General features: G+C 51.4%; 2 protein-coding genes. Both read right to left on the bottom strand.

Annotated features, from left to right (window positions below):
• Positions 1–12: 12 nt before the first annotated feature.
• On the bottom strand, positions 13–1,479 hold the full coding sequence (locus tag Q2B33_RS23850; RefSeq protein ID WP_300914328.1) for a hypothetical protein: 1,467 nt from the start codon (positions 1,477–1,479) through the stop codon (positions 13–15).
• Positions 1,476–1,952: an RNA polymerase sigma factor gene (locus Q2B33_RS23845; RefSeq protein ID WP_300914327.1), complete on the bottom strand. Its 477-nt coding sequence runs from the start codon at positions 1,950–1,952 to the stop codon at positions 1,476–1,478. Before Q2B33_RS23845 ends, Q2B33_RS23850 begins: the two co-directional genes overlap by 4 nt.
• Positions 1,953–2,327 lie beyond the last annotated feature (375 nt).

Here is a 2,327-nt window from a genome sequence, read left to right as displayed (position 1 = left end):
AGCCTCTCGCTGTCAGAACGTATACAAAATGAGATACCTGGTTTCGCCATCGGAAGAGCGGGCGTTAATGCTCACTGTGCTGTCATTGCTCCAGCCGATGCCCTCCTCGTAGAGGTTCCCGTAACCTTCCCTGTCAAAGGCAATGAAAGTGCCCTTTTCCAGATCCACCACGCCCAGCTGGGAGATACCCAGGCCCTCCGCTTTGGAGTCAGAGGAATAATACAGCAGCTTATTGCCGGAGGGGCTGGGCATGAATTCGTCCCCTGTCTGCCAGGTAAATCCCTCTACGACAGTCTGCATCCCTGTTTTCAGATCGACCAACCGAACCTGTCCGTCCTCGCCTATCAGAACACAGCGGCTACCGAACAGCTGGACACCATAGGGTTCATCCCACCATCGATAGTAGTGTGCCTTATCCAGGGTTTTCGTCTTCTGCCCGGTGGGGATGTCGTAAGCATAACAAGTGATGGTCTGCCATGTTTCGTCCTCTTCCGATGTGGTGTGGGTGGTGAGGATCAGCGTATCATTGTCTGCGAAACCGGCACTGACTTCCTCGCCCATCCCAGTCAGCTCATCCAAACGGATGAGAGTCCTGGCATCCAGATCGCAAAGCCATTCCTGCAGCCCACCCATGCCGGCACTACATAAAATCAATGCCCTGCGCATACTCTCCGACCACGAATAATCATAAGCGTATTCCAGCTGCCCGGCACCTGTGCCGGCCAAGAAGTCCTCTGTCTCGCCGGTATCCAGATAGAAAAGCATAGGGTACTCGGTGTAATCCATCTGCTGGCCCTGTGCCAGCTTGAGCAGCAATACATCAGTGCGCCCTGGAATGGCCTCTACAGACCACTCATCCTCAGGGCGTGTATCAACACCGTAGGGACTGCCTTGAAAGAGATGCAGCTCCCCATTCCGGATGAACCAGTACAGGTTGCCCTGATAATTGATGTCCTGGAATGTTATGTCAATTTGGCTGGTCCGCATGTCCACCTGGACGGGAACCAGATTGTTGTCCTTGATCTCCCAGAACTCGGCCTCCAAAAGAGTCCTGCCGTCATCGCTCCAAGTCAGATTATTGAGCAGGCCACCAGAAAGACCGTAACGTTGGTCCATTTTGATGTACTGGGCCTTGACCAGACTGCCGATTTCAGTCTGGATGATGTCAGGCTGATTGTCATAAGGCTGATCAACATCGGGCTGATTGATGTCGGATGGATTGATATCGGGCTGACCGGGCACCTGTTCCCGCTCTTCTATGCGGAAGAAAGACAGCACCGCCCTTCGCAGTTCCGGGCTGGCAGCCAGGGCAACAGTGGTCACATAGGTCAGCATTAAAACTGCTGTCAGTATGCTGGCGAGAACACGGTGAACTGGGGCATACCGCCTATGAGTTGTTTTTTTGTGCATAATACGCTCTTTCAATTCATTACTTGGACTGATATGATCCATCGCTTTTCGATAGTCGTTGATATTCAATTTGATCCCTCCAATTCCATTTTCAACAATTCACGGCCCCGTTTCAGCCGCATCTTCACCGCCGATTTCCCCATCTTTAAAATTTCGGCGATTTCCGTCACCGAGTATCCTTCATAGTAGTAGAGATGGATAGGCAGCTTGTACTGTTCCGGCAGGGCCATGACAGCATTCAGGGCCTCCAGTTCCTCTGGGACAATGGCAGGAATGGTGTCCTCTAACTGCGTCACCCGTTTCCGCCAGAAGCCCCTCAGTTGGTTCCGGCACAGATTGGCTGCAACCCGGAGAAGCCAGCGCTTCTGATGGTTCTCATCCGTGAAAATGGGAGCGCGGTACAGCAATCGGCAAAAGGTCTCCTGGGTCACATCCTCCGCATCGGCGCACTGCCCCAGGAAAGCCATTGCCAGACGGTATACTGCCGTGCCATAAGCATCATAGGCATCCTCCAGCTGTTGGGTGGATATTGCTTGTTTCATTGCCTGACCTCCTTTCACCTATAAAACAATTGCCGGAAGAAAACGGTCACATGTTTTTGAAATATATTGGACAATTATTTATTTTCTCACTAAATAATGGAAATGGAAACTGCAAAAAAGCGATGTTGATGGTAATCATCAAAAATAATATGTCTTTCGCCCCTATAGTGCAGACAGTACAAGACCGGGGAAGGCACTTGACAAACCTTCCCCGGCCCTGTACAGCCACATATCAGATAGCAGCTACTGCCTCGTGCCTGCCATATTCATACATTTTCAGGGATACCAGTCTGTTAATCCTCTCCATGCCGTTCAGAATGATTTCCACATCACTATCCTCGTCTTCTCCCAACCGTTCGCACAGATTCCGGCCTG

The organism is uncultured Acetatifactor sp. (assembly GCF_948601915.1).
In the GTDB taxonomy this organism is placed as follows: domain Bacteria; phylum Bacillota; class Clostridia; order Lachnospirales; family Lachnospiraceae; genus Acetatifactor.
Note: the sequence above shows the minus strand (reverse complement) of the source record. Positions and strands in the feature narration are given on the sequence as shown.

What these genes read in the sequence shown, in the direction of transcription:
- Q2B33_RS23845 (WP_300914327.1), bottom strand. Translation starts at nt 1,952, where the DNA reads ATGAAACAAGCAATATCCACCCAACAGCTGGAGGATGCCTATGATGCT.